At 60.3% G+C, this 23,543-nt stretch carries 20 protein-coding genes and 1 pseudogene; 9 read left to right on the plus strand and 12 right to left on the minus strand.

The window, feature by feature from the left end:
* Positions 1-219 precede the first annotated feature (219 nt).
* From AB9N64_RS05200 to AB9N64_RS05215, 4 genes are all read left to right on the plus strand, one after another.
* Positions 220-381, plus strand: coding sequence for a DUF6026 family protein (locus AB9N64_RS05200; RefSeq protein ID WP_014718748.1), 162 nt, complete (start codon positions 220-222; stop codon positions 379-381).
* Between the two features lie 157 nt (positions 382-538).
* Entirely contained in the window at positions 539-2,281 is a 1,743-nt protein-coding gene (locus tag AB9N64_RS05205; protein WP_003190879.1) for a phosphoethanolamine transferase CptA, read from the plus strand.
* A 128-nt stretch (positions 2,282-2,409) separates the two neighbouring features.
* Positions 2,410-4,647, plus strand: a complete 2,238-nt coding sequence (locus AB9N64_RS05210; protein WP_103452367.1) for a TonB-dependent siderophore receptor — start codon at positions 2,410-2,412, stop codon at positions 4,645-4,647.
* 141 nt (positions 4,648-4,788) lie between these two features.
* Positions 4,789-5,001, plus strand: coding sequence for a hypothetical protein (locus AB9N64_RS05215; RefSeq protein WP_014718750.1), 213 nt, complete (start codon positions 4,789-4,791; stop codon positions 4,999-5,001).
* A gap of 101 nt (positions 5,002-5,102) precedes the next feature.
* On the opposite strand, the gene AB9N64_RS05220 is transcribed toward AB9N64_RS05215, so the two are convergent.
* The 6 genes from AB9N64_RS05220 to AB9N64_RS05245 form a co-directional block, all read right to left on the minus strand.
* Positions 5,103-5,594 carry a GNAT family N-acetyltransferase gene (locus AB9N64_RS05220; RefSeq protein WP_014718751.1) on the minus strand — a complete coding sequence of 164 codons (492 nt, stop codon included), beginning with the start codon at positions 5,592-5,594 and terminating at the stop codon, positions 5,103-5,105.
* Between the two features lie 165 nt (positions 5,595-5,759).
* Positions 5,760-6,866 (minus strand): cell division protein ZapE, encoded by a 1,107-nt coding sequence (zapE, locus tag AB9N64_RS05225; protein ID WP_371360021.1) that lies wholly within the window; start codon positions 6,864-6,866, stop codon positions 5,760-5,762.
* A 540-nt stretch (positions 6,867-7,406) separates the two neighbouring features.
* A complete protein-coding gene (locus AB9N64_RS05230; RefSeq protein ID WP_133632806.1) occupies positions 7,407-8,858 on the minus strand; it encodes an efflux transporter outer membrane subunit in 1,452 nt (483 codons plus the stop codon).
* A complete protein-coding gene (locus AB9N64_RS05235; RefSeq protein WP_073454314.1) occupies positions 8,855-12,031 on the minus strand; it encodes an efflux RND transporter permease subunit in 3,177 nt (1,058 codons plus the stop codon). Before AB9N64_RS05235 ends, AB9N64_RS05230 begins: the two co-directional genes overlap by 4 nt.
* Positions 12,028-13,194, minus strand: coding sequence for an efflux RND transporter periplasmic adaptor subunit (locus AB9N64_RS05240; protein WP_014718755.1), 1,167 nt, complete (start codon positions 13,192-13,194; stop codon positions 12,028-12,030). The genes AB9N64_RS05235 and AB9N64_RS05240 overlap by 4 nt, the downstream gene beginning before the upstream one ends.
* Positions 13,195-13,508: 314 nt before the next feature.
* On the minus strand, positions 13,509-13,946 hold the full coding sequence (locus AB9N64_RS05245; protein ID WP_014718756.1) for a DUF3995 domain-containing protein: 438 nt from the start codon (positions 13,944-13,946) through the stop codon (positions 13,509-13,511).
* 93 nt (positions 13,947-14,039) lie between these two features.
* Between AB9N64_RS05245 and AB9N64_RS05250 the strand changes: the two genes are divergently transcribed.
* Together AB9N64_RS05250 and AB9N64_RS05255 are read left to right on the plus strand one after the other, a co-directional pair.
* Positions 14,040-14,429, plus strand: a complete 390-nt coding sequence (locus tag AB9N64_RS05250) for a DUF2946 domain-containing protein (RefSeq protein WP_014718757.1) — start codon at positions 14,040-14,042, stop codon at positions 14,427-14,429.
* 92 nt (positions 14,430-14,521) lie between these two features.
* On the plus strand, positions 14,522-16,648 hold the full coding sequence (locus tag AB9N64_RS05255) for a TonB-dependent siderophore receptor (protein ID WP_106111304.1): 2,127 nt from the start codon (positions 14,522-14,524) through the stop codon (positions 16,646-16,648).
* A gap of 157 nt (positions 16,649-16,805) precedes the next feature.
* Here AB9N64_RS05255 and AB9N64_RS05260 read toward each other — a convergent pair whose 3' ends face one another.
* Both AB9N64_RS05260 and AB9N64_RS05265 read right to left on the minus strand, forming a co-directional pair.
* Positions 16,806-17,813, minus strand: a complete 1,008-nt coding sequence (locus AB9N64_RS05260) for an ABC transporter substrate-binding protein (protein ID WP_106111303.1) — start codon at positions 17,811-17,813, stop codon at positions 16,806-16,808.
* 131 nt (positions 17,814-17,944) lie between these two features.
* Positions 17,945-18,394: a hypothetical protein gene (locus AB9N64_RS05265; RefSeq protein WP_177336922.1), complete on the minus strand. Its 450-nt coding sequence runs from the start codon at positions 18,392-18,394 to the stop codon at positions 17,945-17,947.
* A 397-nt stretch (positions 18,395-18,791) separates the two neighbouring features.
* Between AB9N64_RS05265 and AB9N64_RS05270 the strand changes: the two genes are divergently transcribed.
* The 3 genes and pseudogenes from AB9N64_RS05270 to AB9N64_RS05280 all read left to right on the plus strand — a co-directional run.
* Positions 18,792-19,067, plus strand: coding sequence for a hypothetical protein (locus AB9N64_RS05270; RefSeq protein ID WP_032872432.1), 276 nt, complete (start codon positions 18,792-18,794; stop codon positions 19,065-19,067).
* 110 nt (positions 19,068-19,177) lie between these two features.
* Positions 19,178-19,408: a hypothetical protein gene (locus AB9N64_RS05275; RefSeq protein WP_014718762.1), complete on the plus strand. Its 231-nt coding sequence runs from the start codon at positions 19,178-19,180 to the stop codon at positions 19,406-19,408.
* A 69-nt stretch (positions 19,409-19,477) separates the two neighbouring features.
* Positions 19,478-19,711: pseudogene (locus tag AB9N64_RS05280) on the plus strand (DUF2789 domain-containing protein); the annotation flags it as partial.
* An 11-nt stretch (positions 19,712-19,722) separates the two neighbouring features.
* Here the strand turns inward: AB9N64_RS05280 and AB9N64_RS05285 are convergent.
* From AB9N64_RS05285 to AB9N64_RS05300, 4 genes are all read right to left on the minus strand, one after another.
* Positions 19,723-19,926 (minus strand): hypothetical protein, encoded by a 204-nt coding sequence (locus AB9N64_RS05285; RefSeq protein WP_014718764.1) that lies wholly within the window; start codon positions 19,924-19,926, stop codon positions 19,723-19,725.
* 158 nt (positions 19,927-20,084) lie between these two features.
* Entirely contained in the window at positions 20,085-20,489 is a 405-nt protein-coding gene (locus tag AB9N64_RS05290) for a TraR/DksA C4-type zinc finger protein (protein ID WP_003191666.1), read from the minus strand.
* Positions 20,490-20,896: 407 nt separating this feature from the next.
* Entirely contained in the window at positions 20,897-21,919 is a 1,023-nt protein-coding gene (locus AB9N64_RS05295; protein ID WP_003191668.1) for an ABC transporter permease, read from the minus strand.
* 26 nt (positions 21,920-21,945) lie between these two features.
* Entirely contained in the window at positions 21,946-23,499 is a 1,554-nt protein-coding gene (locus AB9N64_RS05300; protein ID WP_014718765.1) for a sugar ABC transporter ATP-binding protein, read from the minus strand.
* Positions 23,500-23,543 lie beyond the last annotated feature (44 nt).

A 23,543-nucleotide genomic window follows, 5' to 3' on the forward strand; every position in this document is an offset into this window, starting at 1 on the left:
GCTAATGAGGGTTAGTCCAGAGCGGATCCGTGTAGTTTCATGACAAAAAAGTGGCCATCGTTTCACCATCACCCCGGCAAAAGTCACACGACCGCCAAAAATAAAAAAGTTCCCTTGCTGCGAAAAAGAATTCAAACTTGCTTCCGACTGTTGCCAAAAACCTGTTTTGGCACCGCGATCTACCGGCTATTTGCGAGGTAAGCAATGAGCACAGCACAGATGACCCGTCCGCCACAGACCCTCTACGTCACCCTCCGTCGCGATGAACTGCGCCAGTTGAAAGACGAGCGCGATCAGTTGCAACAGGAAGTCCTGCGCCTGCGCTTGCACCTTCAAGCCCAGCTCGATCAACCGTCGGATGCCAAGCCAGCCCTGTGCTGAAAGCCGGGCCGAACGCGTTGTAAGGCAATACCTACAGAAAACTCACAAAGTTTTCACATTCCCCTCTTGATACTCCCGTTCCGCGATGCCGCTCACTTCCTGGGCGGCCCGATGTTGCGCGCCTGTGCGCGACAATCTTTCTCTAATGGGGCGCTGGATGGCGATGTTCAAACGCAGCACGACGACTGCGAAAGGCTTTGATTGGGCCGGCCTTGGCTGGTTATTCCTGTTTTTCTGGTATTTCTCGGGTATTACCCAACTTCTTATCCAACTGACCGGCACCTCCGGCTTCAGTGGCTTCCGCCAGGCCTTCTTCATGAGTGCGCTGTGGCTGGCGCCGATGTTGCTGTTCCCGCGTCGTACACGCCTGCTCGCCGCCTTGATCGGCGTGGTGCTGTGGGCTTGCTCCATGGCGAGCCTGGGTTATTTCTTCATTTATCAGCAGGAATTTTCCCAGAGCGTCATCTTCATCATGTTCGAGTCGAACATCTCTGAAGCCGGCGAATACGCCACCCAATACTTTGCCTGGTGGATCGTGCTGGCGTTCATTGCCCACACCGCCTTCGCCATCTTCCTGTGGACGCGCTTGCGCCCGGTGTACCTGCCGCGCGGTCAGTCAATCGTGGCAGCCATTGCCATCGTCCTGGCGGTGGTGGGCTACCCACTGGTCAAGCAGATCGCCACCAGCGAAACCATGGAATTGGCCATCGACCGTTTCGAAACCCGCATCGAGCCTGCCGTGCCTTGGCAGATGATCGTCGCCTACCGTCGCTACACCGAGCAGCTGGATAACATGCAAGGCATGCTCACCAGTGCAAGCAAGATCCCGCCCTTGAACAACCTCAAGGACAGCATGGCCGGCCAGCCGTCCACACTTGTCTTGGTCATCGGCGAGTCGACCAACCGCCAGCGCATGAGCCTCTACGGCTACCCGCGCAACACCACGCCGGAACTGGACAAGCTGCGCGACCAACTGGCCGTGTTCGATAACGTCATCACCCCGCGCCCCTACACCATTGAAGCGCTGCAACAGGTGCTGACCTTCGCTGACGAAGAAAACCCAGACCTGTACCTCAAGACACCGTCGATTGTCAGCGTGATGAAACAGGCCGGCTACAAGACCTTCTGGATCACCAATCAGCAGACCATGACCAAACGCAACACCATGCTCACGACCTTTTCCGAACAGGCCGACGAGCAGGTGTACCTCAACAACAACCGCAACCAGAACGCCCGTCAGTACGACGGCGATGTACTGGCGCCGTTTTCCAAGGCCCTGGCCGATACCGCCGAACGCAAGTTCATCGTGGTGCACCTGCTGGGCACCCACATGAGCTACCAGTACCGCTACCCGCCGACCTTCGACAAGTTCACCGACCGCCAGGGCGTGCCAGCGGGTGTCAGCGATGCGCAGTTGCCGACCTACAACAGCTATGACAACGCCGTGCTGTACAACGATTTCGTGGTCTCCAGCCTGATCAAGGACTACGCCAAGACCGACCCCAATGGCTTTTTGCTGTACCTGTCGGATCACGGCGAAGACGTGTTCGACTCCGCCGGCCACGACACCTTGGGCCGTAACGAAGGCAAGCCGACTGCACCGATGTACACCATCCCGTTCATGGCCTACGCCTCGCCAAAATGGCGCGAAAGCCACGACTGGAGCTTCGCCGGCGACTTGCAACGGCCTTACAGCAGTTCGCAGTTGATCCACACCTGGGCCGACATGGCAGGCTTGAGTTTCGATGAGCTAGACCACAGCAAGAGCCTGGTAAGCGACAGCTTCAAGCCACGCCCCCTGTTGATCGGCAACCCTTACGAGACCAAGCAGAAGGCGCTGATCGACTTCAGCCTGATCAAGCCCAAGAAGGCCGACGGCGCCGAAGTGGTGGCCAAATAAGCCAGGGGCTTGCAACAGAAAGATAATAATCATTCTCGTTTAACCCTAAAGTTCCGCAGCTCCTTTCGTCTTTGAACCAAGCCCTCCCTGCCTGGGGAGGTATCAAAGACGACAAGGAGTCTGCAGCGATGTTCGCGCCCTTCACCCGTTCCATGACCTTCACCCTCGGCCTGTTCAGCCTGGCGCTGAGCCCGGATTCGCTGGCCGACACCGACCCCGATACAGCCCCCGCCAAAGCCCTGGAACTGGGCGCGACCACCATCAGCGCCGACAGCCTGGGCGCCACCACCGAGCACACCGGCGCCTACACTACTGGCTCGATGAACACCGCCACGCGGCTGAACCTCTCCGTCAAGGAAACCCCGCAATCGATCTCGGTGGTCACACGCCAGCAGATGGACGACTTCAATCTCAACACCCTGACGGATGTGTTGCGCCAGACCACGGGCGTCAACGTTCAGCATTACGACTCCGATCGTGTCTACTACTCCGCCCGAGGCTATGGCATCAGCAACTTCCAGGTTGACGGGATGCTCAACACCTTCGGCTACATGAAGACCGACGCCGACACCATCATCTACGACCGCATCGAAGTAGTGCGCGGCGCGACGGGCCTGACCACGGGCGCAGGCGACCCTTCGGCCACCGTAAACATGGTGCGCAAGCGCCCTACCGCCCACTGGCAGGCCAAGACCGGTATCAGTGGCGCCAGCCATGACAACTACTACAGCTACGTCGACGTCGGCGGCCCGCTGGCGTTCGACGGCAAACTGCGCGGGCGTAGCGTGCTGGCTTACCGTGACAGCCAGTCCTTTCGTGACAACTATGGGCTGCAGCGGGCAGTGGGCTACGGCATTCTCGAGGGCGATCTTTCCGACGATACCGTGCTGGCCGTCGGCTTTGATTACCAGGACAAACAGGTACAAGGCACCTCCTGGGGCACCGTGCCCTACTGGAACAGCCAGGGCGGCAAGGCCAGGCTGCCCCGCTCCACCAACATGGCGGCGCACTGGAGTTCCTGGCCGCTGACCGACAAGACCACCTTCGCCACCCTCGACCATCGGCTCGGCGGCGACTGGCACCTGAAGGCCGCCTATACCCATCGCCAGAGCGACACCGATGGCAAGGTGTATTACGGCGGCGCCGGTTTCCCCAACCCCGACCGCAGCGGCATGACGGCCTGGGCCAGCCATATGCGCGGCACCTCGCGCATGGAGGCCATCGACCTCAACCTGGCCGGCAGCTACACGCTGCTGGGCCGCGAACACGCGCTGATGATGGGCTATGGCGAAGCCGCCCAACGGGATGTCTCGCCCTTCATGCGCAGCGACCTGCCAGCCAGCTACTACCCCATCCAGGACTGGAAGCACATGGGCGGCATCGGCAAGTTCACCGACCAGGTGACCGACCTGAAGGGTGAGCACAGCAAGAAACAACAGAAAGCCGGTTACCTGGCCACAAGGCTGAGCCTCACAGACCGCTTGCACGCCGTACTGGGCAGCCGTTACGGCAGTTGGGAGCTGGAAAGCGCAGAGCCCAAATACGATGCCAACGACCAACTGACCGCTTCGGGCAAAACCAGTCAGACCCACAATGATATGTGGACGCCTTACGCCGGCCTGCTCTACGACATCACGCCGCAGTACACCGTCTACGCCAGCTATACCGACATCTTCAAACCCCAGGACTACCGTGATGCCAACAAGAAGTACCTGGAGCCCGTGGTCGGCAGTAACTACGAAGTGGGCCTCAAGGGCAGCGTGCTGAACGAGCGCTTGAACCTGGCCGCCGCGTACTTCTGGAGTACCCAGGACAACGTCGCCGAGCGGGATGACTCAGTCCCGCCCAACCCGGTCACGGGCGAGGAGTACTACAGATCCGGCGGCAAAGGTAACAAGGTCAACGGCTTCGAGCTGGAAGCCGCCGGTGAAATCACGCCGGACTGGAACCTGACCGCCGGCTACACCTACACCCATTCAGTCAATGGCTCGGACAAACGCAATAACACCAGCCAACCCTTGAACCTGGTGAAGATCTCCAGCGCCTATCGCCTGCCGGGCGCCTGGCGCAACCTGACGGTGGGCGGCGCCGTGAACTGGCAGAGCGAAACCTACGACTTCAGCAACCGCCCGACCGGGCAGCGCAACAGCGAAGGCCGGCCGATAACCACCCGGGCGAAGATCACGCAACAGGGCTATACCGTGGTCAACCTGATGTCGCGCTACCAGTTCGACGAACAGGTTTCGGCGTCGGTCAATGTGAATAACCTCTTTGATAAGAAATACTACGAGCGCGTTGGTTTTTATAACGGCGTGTATTGGGGTGAGCCGCGTTCCGTCACGCTGGCATTGGATTGGAAGTTATAGCCCCGCCCGTTGAAGTTAACAAAACTGTTAACTTCAACGGCATCTCCCGTTAATTCCCACTTAATAAGATAGCGCCATAGTCGCTCCATGATCTGATCACGGAGCGACCGGACACCTATCACTTTTAATGGGAATACCACGATGAAAATGTCGACCTTGATACTGGCCAGCCTGATGACCCTGACCTCCGCCGCCGCCTTTGCAGAGGGCGGCGCAGAGCGCTCCAAGGAGTTCTACAACAACTTCAGCTTCATTCAGGAAAAAACCCACGGCAAGGCTGAGCAACAAGTTGCCAGCGCCGATGGCAAATCGGTTAAGTCTGAGACTGTTGATCAGGCACAACCGAACAGCTGAGTTAATGCTTACTTAATCCGTAGCACCCTGCGCCATTCTGCTCCGTTGGCAAAGGTTTATTGGGCGCCCTTTAATGGCGCCCTTTTTTTGCCGGTTATTTATTACAACGGCTTATGCCAGAACAGCATTCGCCCATGGGCGGGATCAAACACTGAGTCGTCAAACCCGAACTTGCGGTATGCCGACTGCGCCAGGGCATTACCTTCCAGCACTTCGAGGGTGATCTTGCAGCAACCGCGCTGCCGGGCGATTTCCTCGACCTTTTGCAGCATCTTCTGACTCAACCCCAAACCCCGAAATTGCTCCTTCACCATCACGTCGTGGACGTTGACCAAGGGCCGGCAGGCGAAGGTCGAAAAGCCTTCGAAACAATTGACCAACCCCGCTGGCTCCCCCCCGACGAACGCCAGCACACTGAACGCGTGTGGGCGCTTGGCCAGTTCGGCTGGCAGTTGCTGCAAGAGATCGGCTGGCAGGCTGTGGCCGCCGCCCATCGGGTCTTCAGCGTAAGAGTTGAGCAGCAGGCCAATGGCGTCGGCGTGCACGGCGTTGGTATAGCTGGCTTGCAGCACCAGGATGTCTGGGGTGTCCATGTCCTTCCTCGATAGCGACAACCAGGGAATCGGTTCCCTTTGAGAGGTGCGATTGTAAGCGTGGAGTCGGCAGTAGATGAAGGAGATAAGCGACAAATAGCTGACAGAAAGTGCGAAGGTTGCGCGCATCAAAGCGTGCAATGAGCTTTGGTACAGCGATTTTTCCTATGTGGCGAAGCGTTGCAGCTGCATCTCTTGCAGACGGCTCAGGGTGCGGCGGAAAGGAAACTCCAGGTAGCCTTCGGTGTACAGGCTGTGCAACGGCACCGCGGCGTCGATAAAGAGTGGCACTTTGCGGTCGTAGCATTCGTCCACTAACGCGATAAAACGTCGCACGCTGTCATCGTGCACCGACAACTGCGGCAACTCTCGATCCCCGGCCACCACGCGCTCGGCGCCATCTTCGGTGCCACGGGCAATTCGACCCGGGCGTATTTGTGCACTGAGGTTAGGGACGCCTCCCAGCAGAATGGCGTGGAAGCGATCACACACCAGCATGAAATCCATGGCGGCCAGGGGTTGCTCACACAGGTCGGCATAGCGACACCAAAGCACGGTATCACTGGCCTGCACCGTCATGATGGTGCGGTGCCCTACGCTTACCGCCACACTGTTCACGGCTTGGCCTTGGCTCAATTGTCGGAACACCGCCGCCAGTGCCTCGGGTTGATTCACCCAATAACGCTGCATGCCCACGCCGGGATGCAAGCGATGATCCTCGCCACCGTCCACGGCCACCACCTGCATATGCTGCTTGAGCGCATCGATGCCCGGCAGGAAACGCTCACGGTTGAAGCCATCGGCATACAGCTGGTCGGGCGGCTGGTTGGACGTGCACACCATCACCACACCCTCCTCGAACATCACCTGGAACAGGCGACCGAGAATGATCGCGTCCCCGATGTCATTCACAAACAGCTCATCGAAGCACAGCACACGCACCGCCTGGCTCAGCTCCCTGGCCAACGCCTGCAAGGGGGCCTGGGTGCCCGTGAGCTGGAATAAACGCTGGTGGACCCAGGCCATGAAGTGGTGAAAATGCTGACGCCGCGCAGGCACGTGCAGGCTTTGGTAGAACTGGTCCATCAACCAGGTCTTGCCACGCCCCACCGGCCCCCAGAGGTAAACGCCGGCAATCGACGAACGCCCTTGATGCAAGGCCTCGTGACAGACTTGCAAGGCTTGTACCGCCCGGCGCTGGGCATCGTCGGCGACGAAACCTGGTTGGGCGATTGCATGTTGATAAGCGGCGAGAGGCGAGTCGAAAGTCATGCTTGCCAGTATGACGGACGCAGAGCTGTCGAGGCGCGAAATCTTGGCCTGTTTGCCTGAGGCGAGGATGAGTATTTGCACAACGCTGTAACGGTAGACGGTAACCACGATGCGAAGCGAGCCGCTCTTGATCTTGATCTTAGGCGCCCCGTTAAACCACGCTGGCCGTAATTCGACAGGGATTTGGGGGGTAAACCGGCAGGGATGCCGGTTTAGCCGCCCCGCGCCATGGATGGCGCGTGGCGGCGGCCCCCCAAATCACTGGCGGATTACGGGCACACCGAGCCTGGGCGAGGTGCCGAGTGGTGGGGCAAGAGCGTTTTGCTTACTTTTGCGCTTTTCAAAAGTGAGCCGCTGTAAAAGCGGAACCCTAAGTGGCCGTTACCGCAGGAATGGATATGTACTCGGTATAACTGTATCGACTGTCAGGCCGCTATCGCAGGCAAGCCAGCTCCCACAGTTGGATCGTTGGGGTGTCGGGTAGATAGGCGTCGGCTGGCGGGCCGCCTTCGCAGGCAAGCCAGCGCCCACAGGTCCACGTTAGCGCAACACCGTGGCCCCCTGGCACGCCTGCCCCGCCCGCTCACAGACCTCCCACCCACCACCCAGCGCCTTATAGATCCCCACCACCGCCAAGCGCTGTTCCGTGCGCGCCGCCGTCAACGCCCGGCGGCTGGTGAAGTCCGCGCGTTCGGCCTCAAGCACATCCAGGTACACACCCTCACCTTGCGCAAACCGCTCGCGCGCAAAGCTGGCTGCCTCACGGTTGGCGGCCGCCTCCAACAACCGCAAGCCCAGGGCGTTGCCGGCCGTACGGTTGGCCTGGAACGCATCATCGGTTTCCTGCAGGGCCCGCAACACGGTCTGGTCATAAGCGATCAATGCCGCCTGGGTGCGTGCCTCGCTGGCGGCAATCCGCGCTCGTACGCGCCCGGTGTCCAGCAACGACCAGCGAATCACCGGCGCGATAAAGTTCGACTGCATGCCCGCATCGCCCAGGGCGCTGAGACTTCCGGCCAGTAAACCGATGGAGCCCTGCACCTGGATGTCCGGATACAAGCCAGCGGTTTCCACGCCAATCTGCGCGGTCGCAGCCGCCAGCGTGCGTTCGGCCGCGGCAATATCGGCGCGGCGCGCCAGCAAGCCGGCCGGGTCTCCCACCTGCAACGTGCGCAGGTTCAAGGTTTCACGCCCAGGCCGGGCCAGCGGTGGCTTGAACCCCTGGGGCGCTTGCCCCAGCAGCACCGCCAGCGCGTTGGTTGACTTGGCGCGACGTCGCTCCAGGTCAGGCGCTACCGCCTCGACATTGCGCAACAAGGCCTCGGCCCGCAGCCGGTCGAATTCGGTGGCGGCGCCGACGCTGACCATCTGCCCCACCAGGCCCAGGCTGTCGCGCTGGCTCTGACTGATATCCGCGACCACCGCCTGTTCGGCTTCGATCCCTTGTAACTCGAACCAGGTTGCCGCGACCGTCGCCGCGACGCTCGCTTGCACGCTGCGCAGCAATGCCTGACGCGACCCCGCCTGGGCCTGGGCCGCCTCCACCGAGCGACGCACGCGCCCAAACAAGTCGATTTCCCAGGCTGCATCCACCGCCGCGCGGGTGGTTTCAATAGAGCGCTGCTCGCCGAAGGGAGTCTCGACCTCGCTACGCTGGCGGTGCTCGTAGCCCAGGGCAGCGCCGCCGCTGGGCAGGAAGCCTTGGCGGCTTTCGCGCAGCAACGCCTTGGCTTCGTCCAGGCGCGCGGCGGCGATGCCGATGTCGTGGTTGGCCGCCAGTGCCCGTTGGATCAATTGGCTCAGTGCTGGCTCGTCGAACACTTGCCACCACTGCACCTCTACCTCGCCCGGACCAAGCCCGGCGATGGGCGCGCCGAAGCTCGTCGCCCGCTGCGCAGCAGGCAGCACCGGCGCGGAGTAATCAGGCCCAACCGAGCCGCAACCGGCCAGCAGGGTCAACGACAACAGAAAAGCTGGATACGCCTGTTTCATGATGCGCTCTCCTTTAGCTGCACCTTCGGACTCGCCCCCTGGCGCTGCACGCGCAGCGCCAGGCTGCGCATCACCACATAGAACACGGGCGTCAGGAACAGACCGAACAGCGTCACGCCCAACATCCCGGCAAACACCGCAACCCCCATGGCATGGCGCATCTCGGCGCCTGCCCCACTGGCAAATACCAGCGGGACTACGCCGGCGATAAACGCCAGGGACGTCATCAGGATCGGGCGCAGGCGCAATTGACAGGCGTGGATCACCGCTTCCAATGGGCTGGCGCCTTCGGCTTCGAGGCTGCGGGCAAACTCGACGATCAGGATGGCGTTCTTCGCCGCCAAGCCCACCAGCACCACCAACCCGATCTGCACGAACACGTTGTTGTCGCCCTCCACCAGCCACACGCCGAGGATTGCGCTGAGCAGGCACATGGGCACGATCAGCAACACCGCCAACGGCAGCAGCCAACTGTTGTACTGCGCGGCGAGGATCAGATACGCCAGCAACACACACAGCGGGAAAATAAACAGGGCCGATGACCCAGCGAGCTTTTGCTGGTAGGTCAGGTCCGTCCATTCATAGGTCACGCCCTCGGGCAGTACCTCCTGGGCCAGGCGTTCCATGAGCGCAACCGCCTGCCCTGAGCTGACCCCAGGCATCGCGCCGCCAGAGATATCCGCCGAGGGATAGCCGTTGTAGTGGATCACCCGGTCAGGCCCGGAGCTCGGCGTGACCGTGACAAACGCTGATAACGGCAGCATGTCCCCGACGGCATTGCGCACCTGCAGACGGCCGATGGCTTCGGCTTGCATGCGATGGTCCGCATCGGCCTGGGCCGTGACTTTGTAGGTGCGGCCAAACCGGTTGAAGTCATTGACGTACAGCGACCCCAGATAGACCTGCAGCGACTCGAACACATCCGCCAGGCGCACGCCCTGGCTCTTGACCTGGGTGCGGTCGATGTCGACATTCAGTTGCGGCGCATTGACGTCCAGGCTGGTCATCAGCCCGGCCACTTGGCCTGACTCAGTGGCTTTGGTCATCAGGACCTGGGTCTGCTGCACCAGCGCCTCAAGCCCGACGCCGCCACGGTCCTCGACCTGCAGCTTGAAGCCCCCGGTCACCCCGAGCCCCGGCACCGGTGGCGGCGGGAACACGCCGAGGAAGCCGTCGGGGATGCTCGCAAACTTGGCTTGCAGACGCCCGGCGATGGCGACCGCCGCCATATCCGGCGAGGTGCGCTCTTTGAACGGATCAAGCATCACAAACATCACCGCCGCATTCGGGACGTTGACGAAGCCGTTGACCGACAGCCCCGGGAACGCCACGACGCTCTCGACCCCCGGCTCATCCAGGGCGATTTTCGACATTTGCCGCACCACCGCATCGGTACGCTCCAACGAGGCCGCGTTCGGCAGTTGGGCGATGCCGACCAGGTAGTATTTGTCTTGCATCGGCACGAAGCCGGCCGGTACCGCGTTGAAGCCGAACCAGGTCAACGCGAGCAAACCGCCGTAAGCCAACAGCGCCACGCCGCGACGGCCGACGACCTTGCGCACGGTATTGCCATAGGCTTGTGGCGCTCGTTGAAACGGCCGGCCCAGCACCTCAAGCAGCCGCGTGGCGCGACCACGCAGGCTGCGCGGGTCATGCACCAAGGCCGCATCCCGTTGCCGCAGCAACAGGCCGGCCAGCGCCGGGCTGAGGGTCAACGAGTTGACCGCCGAGAGGATGGTGGAAATCGCGATGGTCAGCGCAAATTGCCGATAGAACTCGCCTTGCAGGCCACTGAGAAACGCGGTGGGAATGAACACGGCCGCCAGCACCGAGGTGATCGCAATGATAGGGCCGGTGACCTCGCCCATCGCCCGTCGCGCAGCCTGCATCGGCTCCTCGCCGTTCTCGATATGCCGCTCGACGTTCTCCACCACCACGATGGCATCGTCGACCACGATGCCAATCGACAGCACCAGGCCAAACAGCGATAAGGTATTGAGGGAGAAGCCCATCAGGTGCATGACCGCAAAGGTGCCAATGATCGACACCGGCACGGCCATCAAAGGAATCAGCGACGCACGCCAGTTGCGCAGGAACACCACCACCACGATCACCACCAGCAGGATCGCTTCCATCAGCGTGATGGCCACCGACTCCAGCGAAGCGCGCACAAACACGGTGGGGTCATAGGCAATCCGCGACACCAGCCCCTCGGGGAAGTTGGTTTGCAGACGCTGCATGGTCTCGCGCACCGACTGCGCCACATCGAGGGCATTGGCCCCTGGGCTCTGGATGATCTGCAAGGCCACCGCCGGCTCGCCGTCCAACAGGCTGCGCAGCGCGTAGGCATCGGCGCCCATCTCGATACGGGCCACATCACGCAGGCGCGTGACCTGGCCGTTATCGCCGGTGCGGATGATGATATCGCCGAACTGCTCTTCGTCCGTCAGGCGCCCGAGGGTGTTGACCGTGACTTGGAACGCCGCAGTAGAGTCCGGCGCCTGGCCGACCGAGCCGGCGGCCACTTGCACGTTCTGCTCGCGCACGGCAGCAATCACATCACCGGCGGTCAAGCCACGGGCGGCGATCAGGTCCGGGTCGAGCCACAGGCGCATGCTGTATTCACCCGCGCCCCACACCAGCACATCGTTGATCCCCGGCAGGCGCGACAACTCATCGCGCACCTGCAGGTAGGCATAGTTGGAGATATAGAGCGGATCATAACGTTGGTCGGGGGACAGCAGGTGGACCACCATGAGGATGTCCGGCGAGGTCTTCTGCGTGACCACGCCCAGGCGCTGCACCTCTTCGGGCAAGCGCGGCAAAGCTCGCGAAACACGGTTCTGCACCTGGATCTGCGCCATGTCCGCGTTGGTGCCCTGGGCGAAGGTCGCGGTCAGGATCATGCGGCCATCGGTGGCCGACTGCGAGGTCATGTAAAGCATGCCCTCGACCCCGGTGATCACCTGTTCCAGCGGCGCTGCCACCGTCTCGGCAATCACCTGCGGGTTGGCCCCCGGATACGACGCGGTCACTTGCACCGTGGGCGGCGTGACGGCCGGGTATTCGCTCAACGGCAAATGGAAGAAGGCCACGATGCCGCCGATCATCATCAACACCGAGAGGACAATGGCGAAGATCGGTCGGTCAATGAAAAAGCGTGGGAAGCTCATTGCACGCCCCCCACCGCCAGCGGAGCCTCAAGCGGCTTGCCCTCGATGCTGGCAGCCAGCGGTGTCACCTGCATGCCGGGGCGCACCAGCCCTTTGACGACAATGCGCTCGCCCGGTTGCAGCCCCTGTTCGATGACCCGCAGGCCGTCGACCACTGGGCCCAGTTCCACCGGGCGGTATTCGGTTTTATCACCTTCACCGACTACCAGCACATAGCGACGGCCCTGGTCGGTGCCGATGGAATGGTCGGCAATCAACACCCGGGGTTGCGCCGCGCCGGTGTCCAGCTTGACCTTGGCGAACAGCCCCGGCGTCAAGCGCCCATCCGGGTTTTCCACCACCGCACGCACGCGCACCGTGCCGGTCTTGCGGTCAGCCGAGTTGGCCAGAAAATCCACGCGACCGGCCCGTGCATAGGTGGTGTCGTTGAGCATCGCCACCATGACCTTGGCGGCTTGTTCGCCCTTGGCCCCGGCGTGTTGCCGCGTCGCTGCTAACGAATGCAGGTAGGTGCGTTCATCCACATCGAAATACACATGCAAGGGGTCGATGGAAACAATCGTGGTCAGCGCTGTTTCCCCACGGGTGACATAGTTGCCTTCCGTCACCAGGGCGCGGTCGATACGCCCGCTGATAGGTGCGGTGACGCGGGTGTAACTCAGGTCCAGTTGGGCCGTATCCAGCGCAGCCCTGGCGGCCTCCACCTGCGCTCTGCCGGCGTTCAACGAAGCAACGGCGGTGTCGAGACGATCACGTGCCACCACCTTCTTGGCATATAACTGCTCGGCACGGCCATGCTCGGCCTGGGCGAGCAACGCATTGGCCTCGGCCTCGCGCAGACGTGCCTTGGCTGCGTTCACTGCCGCCTGGAACATACGCGGATCGATCACAAACAATGGACTGCCCTTGGCCACGAACTGCCCTTCAGGCACGCTGACACTTTGCAGATAGCCACTGACTCGCGGGCGCAATTGAACCTGGTCGATCGCGGTCAACGAACCGGTGTACTCCACAAACGGCGTCACCGCACGCGCCACCACCTGGGCTACCGGCACGCCAGGGGGCTTGGCGGCCGCGGCTGGCGGTGAATTGTCTGAGCATCCGCCCAGCGTCAACGCTACGGCCAACACCCCGGTGATCAGGCTGACTGGTTTGGTGTACATCGTTCACCCTCCTTGGAATTTTCAAGACAAACCGACACGTGGGTTTTTATCCGGCTTGCCATACTGGGAAGGTCAAGCGCTATAAAACCGGGGGTGTGTTTTGTCTGGGAAATACTTGGAGGTGAATCAAATGGCGGCCAGCGTGGCTTGGTGGCGCTCGGGGTTACCTGTCGAACGCGGCTGAAGGTGGGAGCTGGCTTGCCTGCGAAGGGATCGACCCGGTTTGGTTGATAGACCGAGGTGCCTGCATCGCAGGCAAGCCAGCTCCCACCTTTGGATTGCGCGGTGTCAGCCTGGTATCTGTGGGCTCAGGCTCAGGTCCAGGCGACTACCAGCAAGCCGGCGCCCAACACCAGGCACAACGGCGAATAGAAGTAGGTGTCCAGACGAGCGAACCGCGACCCGCCGACCTTCTTGAAGAACCCCACCAGCTCCGAATCCCCTATCGCTCGGGCAAACATCAGCACGGCAATCGCGCTGATGCCCCACTGCAACGCCCCATGGGACACCGGCGAGAAATACAGCCCGGCGCGCAGGCACACAAGCAAGGCAATCGCCACCAGCCCCATCGCCACCAGAAAAGTGCCCAGCGCCGACGGTTTGAACGCCGGCCTGGGCCCGCTGGCAAACTCTCCGGGCAGTTGCGGGATCGCGGCCAGGCTGCCGAGCTTGCCACCCGCAGCCCAATACAGATGCACCATGCTGATGAAGGTAAATACCCCGACGATCCACCGCGCAATCACAAAGCTCATGGTCGGCGCTCCACAAAAATGTGCGAATGAGGATAGCCGCCCTGAGTTTTTTTGCAGGCATTTCGTCGGTCGCTGATGATAAAGTGCCGCCCCATGAAACTTGCCCGTGCCGACCGTTCACTCATTGCCTGGATGCTCTACTGCTGCGTCCTGTTCAATGTGTTCGCCTGCAGTATTGGTCATGGGCAAAGGGTGGGGATGCAGCTCAACGGCATCAGCGGCCAGTTCTGTACGGTCGACCCACGTACCCAGGCGCCGCTGCCCAGCAACTCGACGGACGAGAACCTGCCAACGCTGTCGAAGGCGTTTGGTTGCCCGCTGTGTTCTACCGGCGGCATGGGCCCGGCGCTCAACTCCCACCTGAATGTGGCGGTCCTGCCGCAACCCCATGCACCGCCTGCTGCGGTGGTGCTTGCCGCTGACATCCCTGCCCGCTTCACCTGGCCTGCGGCTAATCCGCGCGCGCCACCTGCCCTTGCCTGATCCCTGCGCTTACTGATCTGCATCGCCCCGTTTCCGTCAGGAGTACGGGTAGCAGTGCGTTGTTTTCGAGCCAAGTTTTCAGGATTCCAACCATGAAACATTTACCCCTGCTGGCGGGCCTGTTCGGCTGCCTGCCTGTTTGCGCCTCGGCCCTTGAGTTGGCCCCGACCACCATTGACGGCGAGCAAAGTGCCGAGCCTGGGCTGGCCCTGGACCAATCCAGCGGCATGGCCTCGCGCCTGGGCCTGAGCGTGCGGGAAACCCCGGCGTCAGTGGCCATCGCCAACCGCAACGATATCGAGCGCCACGGCGCCAAGACCTTCCGCGATGCGGCCAATACCCTGCCCGGTGTCAACGCCAGCGCCCCGCCCGGTTTTGGCGGTTTTGTCTCGTACCGAGGGTTTACCAGTAGCCAGATCACCCAGATGTTCAACGGCATCAATGTCGCCACGGGCCTGGCGCGGCCGGTGGATGCGTGGATCTATGACCGCGTCGAACTGGTAGGCGGCCCCTCCTCCTTGATCAACGGCGCAGGCTCAGTGGGTGGCTCGCTGAACTACGTGACCAAGCTGGCAAACCGCGAGGAACAGGCCATCGAAGGCCAACTGAGCTATGGCAGCTACGACACCGCCGGTCTGGCGTTCGGCCTCAACCATGCGCTGACCGAACCCGGTGCCGAGGTGCAGCATTACGCCCGCCTGGATGTGAGCCGCAACACCAACCACAGCTACATCGACCGCGACCAGCGCGATGCCTGGAGCGTGGCGTTTTCCCTGCTCAGCGACCTCACCCCGAATCTGTCCCACACCCTGGCCCTGGAATATCAGGACGAACATGAAGACAGCCCGTATTGGGGCACGCCGGTACTCAACCCCAAGGCCGGTGAGCTGAAGATCGACAAGCACAACCGCTTCAATAACTACAACGTTGCCGACGGCCGTTATGAGCAACGTACGATCTGGGCACGCTCGATCATCGACTACCGGATCAACGACAGCACCACACTGAAAAATACCCTCTACCACCTCGACAGCCAGCGCGACTACCGCAACCTGGAGACCTATCAGTACAACGCCGACAACAGCGCGGTGAACCGCTCGACGGCCTATCAGGTGCGGCATCAGGGCGAGCAGAACGGCAACCAGTTCGAACTGCGCCATGACACGAGGGTGTTCGGCCTTGCTACCACCTGGTCCGGTGGTTTTGAGTACAAGGTCAACAGCACCACCAACAGCCCCTTGAACGTGCCGGGCAAAAGTACCGTGGACCCTAACCACTACGACCCAGGGCACTTCTATGATATTCCCGGTACCCAGCCAGGTTTCGTCAAGGACAAGACCAACCAAGTAACCACCAAGGCACTGTTCGTGGAAAACCGTCTGGGACTGACGGATAAGCTCTCGCTGCTGACCGGCCTGCGCTATGACGCCATCGACCTGGACGTGACCAACCACCGCACCATCACCGCCACCAACCCACGGCACTTCAAGCGCAGTTGGGAGCCGCTAACGGGCCGGGTGGGCCTGACCTATCAGTTCATCCCGTCCGCCAACGTCTATGTGCAATACAGCACCGCCGTCGAACAGCCCAATACCACCACCCAAGTGTTCGACGTGTCCACGGGCAAGCAATGGGAAATCGGCAGCAAGTTCGATTACCTGGAAGGTCGGGGCTCCGCCACGGTCGCCGCCTACAAGATCGAACGCAAGGACTTTGCCGTCACCGACCCGCTGGACCCGACCAACAGCATCCCGGTGGGCGCGCAGTCGTCCAAGGGCATCGAACTGGCCAGCTCGTTGCGCATCACGCCGAAGCTATTGGCCGAAGGCAACTTCGCCTGGGTAGACGCGCAGTACGATGAGTTCAACGAGAAAATCGCCAGCGGCTCGGTGGTGTCGCGTAAGGGCAATACGCCGACCAACGTGCCCAAGCGCGTGGGTAACCTATGGCTGACCTACGATTTTGCCGAGGATTGGCAAGGTGGGGTGGATGCGCGGTATGTCGCCCAGGTGTACGCGGACAATGCCAATACCCAGACCGTACCGGCCTATACGCTGTTCGGCACCTTCCTGCGCTATAAGCTGGATGCGAACACCTCGGTAACCGGGCGCGTGCGTAACCTGACTAACGAGGTGTACGCGGAGTTTGCCCATGTGTCGCCGGCGTATTATCTGGGGTCACCGAGGACCTTTGAGCTGGCCGTACACACCAAGTTCTAACGCTGCAACGACCGCTGACTTGAAATGCAATTGAATGTGGGAGCTGGCTTGCCTGCGATAGCGGTGGGTCAGCATAAAAATATGTTGTCTGACACTCAGTCATCGCAGGCAAGCCAGCTCCCACATCTTGATCTTCGCTCGATACAAAGACCTCCGGTTACTTGAGGCTCGCCTCGACCTTCTGCGCCACATCGTCCGTCAACCAGGCCTTCCACACTTGCGGATGTTCCTTGAGAAACGCCTGGGCGACCTCCCGAGGCGGCGTGTGGTGCTCGCTCATCGTCGCCAAGGCTTTGTTAAGCGGCTCGATGGGAAACTCGACCTTCTCGAAGAACTGGGCAATCTGTGGATGTTCCTGCTGGAACGGCGTCGACACGCCAATGCTCAGCTTGGAAGCCAATGAGCGTGTCGGCTTCGGGTTCGGGTTGTCTGCGTCAGTCAGGGTCTTCCACGCATCTGCATCAAATGGCGGTTCTTCCAGCTGGATCAATTTATAGCGTCCCATCAACGGGGTCGGCGACCAGTAATAGAACAGCACGGGCTTGCCCCGGCGAATCGACGAGGCAATCTCCGCATCCAGCGCCGCCCCCGAACCGCTGCGGAAGTTCACGTAGCTGTCGTCCAGCCCATAAGCCTTGAGCTTCTGTTTGTTGACCACCTCGGAGGTCCAGCCGATGGGGCTGTTGAGAAAGCGCCCCTTGCCTGGGGACTCCGGGTCTTTGAACACGTCCTTGTAGCGCGCCAGGTCCTGTACGCTTTTCAAATCTGGTGCCAGGGGCTTGAGTCCTTTAGAGGGGTCACCCTTGACCACGTATTCCGGCACCCACCAGCCTTCGGTAGCGCCTTTGACGATATCGCCCAGGCCCGCCACCTTGCCTTCGGCTTGCGCCTTGACCCACACAGGGCTGCGGCCTGCCCACTCCTCGCCGATCACCTGGATATCATTCTTGGCCAGGGCGGTTTCCAGGGTGATGGTGGTTCCAGGCAACGTGTCGGTGGGCAGGTCATAGCCCTTCTCGACGATAAAACGCAGTACTTCTGTGATCAGGCTGCCGCTTTCCCAGTTCAGGTCGGCAAAATGCACCGGCGCCTGGGCGGCCGATACCGGCAATGACAGACTCAGGGTCGTCAGGCCCATCGCCAGCAGTGACTTCAATCCTTTCATGCCTTTGCACCTCGCGTTTTCGCAGTCATGGCGAACGGCTTTGCTGCAAATGCGCGAAGCCTCTGAATAGTTAAGTCAACTCAACTGTAGTAGAGGTTCCAAAAGACAAAGAGGCACAACGTGTTCAGCGCCTACTCGCTGGCCTTGAAGGTCACCAGCTCACCCTTGCGCCATTTGGCGGCTTTGCCCGTCACGGCTTTCAGGGTTTTGGTCAACCCTTCCTGCAATTGCTCGTGGGCGGCGAATACCAGCATCACGCTGTGGCCTTCCTTGAACACAATACCCTGGCCTTCGTTCGACGACACAAAGGCATAGTCGCCGATGCCGTACACAGTCAACTTGATATCGCGAAACCTCAATTCGAACTTTCCACCTTCACGGCTGGGCAACACCGCCGCGCGAAAATGGTCACCCACTTTGAGTTCCAGACGTGGCTTGTCATCCACGACCAGCGCCGCTTCGGTATCGATTTCGGCGATATAAATACCTTCCGGCGTCTGTTCAGTGACGTAGACAAACCGGGATTGAAACTGCTTGACCAACTTAGCGCGCAAATCACCCAGCACGAATAACGCGTGCATATCCAGATTACTGACTGCCAAGGAAACGCCCCCACATCAAAAAAAGCACTGTCGACAAAGCGAGCAGCACAAAAAAATGGCCGTTACGACACGATCACAGCGTCATTAAAAAACTGAAGAGAACTCGTAAGGCTAGTACAGACATCTGCGGATGACCTCATACAAGGTTATCCGGTGGTACAGCAAATCACAGGTTCAACGACCCGAGAATACGGGTCTGCCGACTTCAGAGGATAACCCAATTAAAAATGCAGTTTTCCGACATCCCAACACAAAAAAACATCTGGGCATGGAACCAGTCACGAACTACCGACGACAATACTAGAACAGCAACCAGGGTGAAAACCACCCGAAACATCGCAGACAAGCTAACCGGATCGATCGACAGGAGCTGAGCATGCAACGACGTCAACACGACGCTACGTCTTTCCACACTCGTTCACCATGTCCCGACGAACAGCAATACTACTGCCTGCTGAACCTGAATGGGTACTCCAATTCAGTGCTTTACCAAGTTGTACCCGCAGGAAAGAACTTTTTTCATATTCTTGAAGTGCCCAGCGGCAAGATCAAGGGGTTTCGCAGCGATCACATCAAAGCCTGCGAACTGGCCAAGTCCCTTGAAGCCAAGCTATACGCCTCAGGCGGCGGAATCGTTTCGTCGCCTGGATGACTTTACCGCGCCACTGCCCCTCAACAACTGCCATACTGGCCTGTCCATGGAAGTTTGCCCCCCGCGGGTCAGGTTTCATCAACGCAGTTACCTTGAAGGGAAAGCCATACGTGACGGAATTTGATATTGGCGAATTTATTATCCACGGCGATGCGAGAGAAGTAGACGGTGAGTTTCAAGCGGTCATCATCATGCGAGCCAAACCACCGCTGAACAAGGTCACCGCGCACCAAGTGGAAAAAGACCGCTGGTTCAAAACCGCCGACGCAGCAGCCGTCGCTGGCAAAGAGGCGGCCAAGGCACTGAAAGCCGCCGTGGATTGCGGCGCGCTCAATTCCTGACAATCCGATAGAACTCTGGCGTCCCCCGAGCCCTCACATGCATGACGATAAACCCGCATGGAGAACGTTATGGACACCACGACCCCAACCCTTGAAACCCTGTTCGAACAACTGGGCCTGGATTCCAGCCAGGAAGCCATCGAACGTTTCACCGCCGAACATCGCCTGCCCGATGAGGTAAAACTCATCGACGCGCCATTCTGGAGCGAACAGCAGGCGAACTTCCTCAGGGAACAATTGCACGTCGACGCAGAGTGGGCGCCCGCAGTGGATGACCTCAATGCGCTGCTGCATGAACGTCCCCCACGGTTGATTCAGTGCAGGCTGTCTGACTCTTCACTGCGTAACAGCGCTTGCCAGGCAGCCTGGCATTCCTGCGCCTCGTCCCGGCTGGCGAACGCGGTGCCGCGTTGCTCACCGTTGAGCAACACCACCCAGCAGGCGCGCTGGCCCAGGGCACGAAGGGTTTCAGGCACGCCACTGCCGATCATCACGGCCACATCGACTTTGTTTTGCATGGAGCTTCTCCGCAGCATTAGTTAGCTGGCTAACAATGTTGGCCATGCTACGGTTTTATTCCAGTTGGAAAAAGCTATCTGCGGAATAGCTTCATTGCATAAACAGCAACAATGTAGAGACGGGGACGGCCAGCTCGAGTGCCGCCCCATTCATCAGATCAAGCTTGACGCTGGTGCTTGTCGATCTGCTCGTGGCGCTCTTGCGCTTCGATGCAGTACTTGGTGGTGGGGCTGATCAGCAGGCGCTTGAGGCCGATAGGCTCGCCGCTGTCGTCACACCAGCCAAAGGAATCTTCCTTGATGCGTTCCAGGGCACGCTCAAGTTGCGGCAGCATGCGCTGGTCGCGGTCAATGGCGTTCACCAGCCAGGTGCGCTCTTCTTCGACAGAAGCCGCGTCAGCCGGGTCGGCCGGGGTGTCCAGGCTTTCAATGGCGATACGGTTCTGCTCAATGCGCTCGTGGTGTTCCACCTTCATGTCTTGCAGCAACTTCTCGAAAAAAGCGTGCTGTTCGGCATTCATGTAGTCATCCGCCGGCATGGCCAGCAACTTTTCCTTTGTCATTGATTTCTCTATAAAAAATACGTGCATTAAGGCGAATAAGGGAGCGTTCCGCAAGGCCTGTGCAGGTCTCGGAAGGGCGCCGTCCATTTCAAGCGCCACCCGGCACTCAATTTACGAGGGGCGGCAGTCTAAGGCCGACTTGAGGGCGCAGCAACTGAAAAGACAGGCATTTTTTCCCGATTAACCCCCAAAGGCACCAGGACGGGCTTGGCGAATGGTCATCGGAGTGCGTTTATAGCAAGAAATTCAGTGTTGTGGAGCTATATAGAAGACAAACGGTTGAAAGTGCCTCATCCCCTGTAGGAGCGAGCTTGCTCGCAAAGAACTCAAGGACACCGCGTTCAGTCAGAAAGCCCGCGTTATCTTTGCAGCTTTTGCGAACAAGCTCGCTCCTACAGGGCAGGAACTCAGCGCTTGAGCTTGCGCTTGTTGCGGTATTGGTCGATCACCACCGCCACCACAATGATCAGGCCCTTGATGATGTCCTGGATATACGCATCCACCCCGACAAAGGTAAACCCGCTGGCCATCACCCCGAGGATCAACGCGCCGATCACCGTGCCGGTGATGCGCCCTACTCCACCGGCCAGGCTGGTACCGCCGATCACTGCGGCGGCAATCGCGTCCAGCTCGTAGGACATGCCCATGCCGGCTTGCCCCGTCGCTGCACGTGCCGAGGCAACCACACCGGCCAGGCCCGCCAGGAGACCGGCGATGCTATAGACGATGATCAAGTGACGCTTGACGTTGATCCCCGAAGTGCGCGCCGCTTGCATGTTGCCGCCGATGGCATAGGTGTACTTGCCATACTTGGTGTAACGCAGGGCAATGTGGAAGATCACCGCCACCACCAGGAAGATAATCACCGGCATCGCGCCATGGCCGATCGCCGTGTAGGAGTCCGAGAGCATGCTCACCGGCTGACCTTCGGTGTAATAGCGCGCCAGGCCACGGGCCGAGACCATCATGCCCAGGGTTGCGATAAACGGCGGAATGCCGGTGACCGCAATAATGCTGCCGTTGATCGCGCCCGCTAAAAGCCCCACGCCCAAGCCCATCGCCACCGGGATCCACACCGGCAAATCGGTGAGGGACGGAAACACCGCCCGGGAAAAGTCGGAGGTCTGCGCCAGGCTGGCGGCGATCATCGCTGACAAGGCCAGCACCGAGCCGGACGACAAATCGATGCCCGTGGTGATGATCACCTGGGTCACACCGATGGCCAGCAGGCCGATGATCGACACCTGCAGGATCATCAGCACCAGACGCTGGGAGTTCATTAGAAAGCTCTGGTCGCGCACGATCCAGCCAAACAGTTCAAACACCAGGCCGATACCGATCAGCACCAGGAAGATACTCAGCTCGGTGGGCATGCGTCGACGGTTCTTGACCGGTGCGGTTGCCGGCTTGTTGTCTGTTATTGCGTTCATAACCCATCACCTTCTTATTCTGTAGATCAGTGGACTGCGGTCATCCCGGAAGCCAACTGCATGACTTTTTCCTGGGTCGCCTCGGCGCGATCCAGGGTGCCCATCAGTTCACCTTCGTGCATTACCATCACCCGGTCGCTCATGCCGAGCACTTCGGGCAGTTCGGAAGAAATCATGATCACCGCCATGCCCTCGCTGGCGAGGAAGGCGATCAAGCGATAGATCTCAGCCTTGGCGCCCACATCGATACCACGCGTCGGCTCATCGAGGATCAGCAAGCGTGGGTTGGTCATCAGCCAGCGCGCCAGCAAGGCCTTTTGCTGGTTGCCACCGGACAAGGTGTCGATGCATTGCTCCAGGGACGGGGTTTTCACCCGCAGCTTCTTGCACATGTCTTCACACAGGGCACGCAAGGCCTTCTGCTGGATAAAACCGTTACCCGAATAGTGCGGCAACACCGCCATCTCCATGTTCTCCAGCACCGACAGGCACGGGAACAGGCCGCTGAGCTTGCGGTCCTCGGTCAACAGCGCAAAGCCTTTCTCAATGGCCATATGCGGGTCGGTAATGCGCACCGCCTTGCCGTCCAGGGTGATTTGCCCGCTGGAACTTGGAGTGATACCAAAAATGGTTTCCGCCACATTGGTGCGCCCGGAGCCCATCAGCCCGGCGATCCCGAGGATCTCCCCGGCGTGCAGGTCGAACGATACGTCCTTGAATACGCCGTCCAGGCTCAGGTCGCGCACCGACAGTAACAGCTCGCCAATAGGCGTTTCGCGCACCGGGAACAGCTGGCTCAATTCACGCCCGACCATCATCGAGATGAGGCTGTCGCTGTTCATGCTGTCGGCCCGTTGCAAGCCGATGTATTGGCCGTCGCGGAACACCGCCACTTCATCGGCGATGGCGAACACTTCGTTCATCTTGTGGGTGATGTAGACGATGCCTTTGCCCTGGGACTTGAGGTCGGCAATGATCGAAAACAGGTGGGCCACTTCCTTGTCGGTAATGGCCGAGGTGGGTTCATCCATGATCAGGATGTCGGAGTCGTAGGACACTGCCTTGGCAATCTCGACCATCTGCCGTTCGGCAATGCTCAGGTTGCCGACCTGTTCTTCCGGGTCGAGGTTGATGCGCAGGCGCGCCAGCAACTCGGCGGTGCAACGGTGCATTTCGCGGTGGTTGACCATGTGCAGGCTGTTGAGCTGTTCGCGGCCGATCCAGATGTTCTCGGCGATGCTCATATGGGGCATCAGGTTGAGTTCCTGGTGGATCATCGCGATCCCGGCCTTTTGCGCGGCCAGCGGCGTTTCAAAGGTGATCGGCTTGCCACGCAGGCGAATCTCGCCGGCGTCGGGCTGGTAGATGCCGGCAATGATCTTCATCAGCGTCGACTTACCCGCGCCGTTCTCGCCCATCAACGCCAGCACCGTGCCGGGGCGCACCCGCAGTTGCACATCGTCCAGGGCCACGACACCGGGAAAGCCTTTGCTAATGTTGAGGATTTCCAGCAGGTAGGGTTCGTCCAGCGCCAGCGCCGGTTGAGCGGCGGGCTGCGACGTGGCGGCTTGAGCAAGCATAGGGAGGTACTCCATCTGCAGGACGGCCGTAACCGCCCTGCCGG

Source organism: Pseudomonas sp. KT_2_4 (assembly GCF_041410225.1).
GTDB classification, from domain to species: Bacteria; Pseudomonadota; Gammaproteobacteria; order Pseudomonadales; family Pseudomonadaceae; genus Aquipseudomonas; species Aquipseudomonas paracarnis.